Consider the following 354-nt stretch of genomic DNA (forward strand, 5'->3'; position numbering starts at 1 on the left):
ATTTGGAGTTCGAAGGTTTGTCGAACTTGAGTCCGGCGTTTCTCTCTGCATCTTTGTACGCGCGCCAGACACTCTTTGTTGGCTCAAAGAGTGCCCAGAAAGCCCCTTTGTGTTCTTTGGTATTGGCCGGGACGGTTGTAGCCGCTCCCGGCGCCGACAACCTGAAAATTCGTCCTGAATTTTCCCCTGTAAGAAGAAAGCTTGGGTTTAAAACTCGTTATTGGACAACCGTTATTTAGAGTTTCGACGTAATTTAACTCTCTAAAAATTATATTAAGTTTTGCTATGTGAACTTGTGTTCTATCCAATCTGGCTACAAAAACTCAACCCTACCTAAAAGTTTGTAGGCTTAAT

General features: G+C 43.2%; 1 protein-coding gene. It reads left to right on the forward strand.

The features are described from left to right. Positions 1-239, forward strand: a 239-nt coding sequence (locus ACYP03_RS24855) for a hypothetical protein (protein ID WP_459782504.1), incomplete at its 5' end; no start/stop codon positions are given. Positions 240-354: the final 115 nt, after the last annotated feature.

It is taken from the genome of Photobacterium sp. R1 (assembly GCF_054600795.1).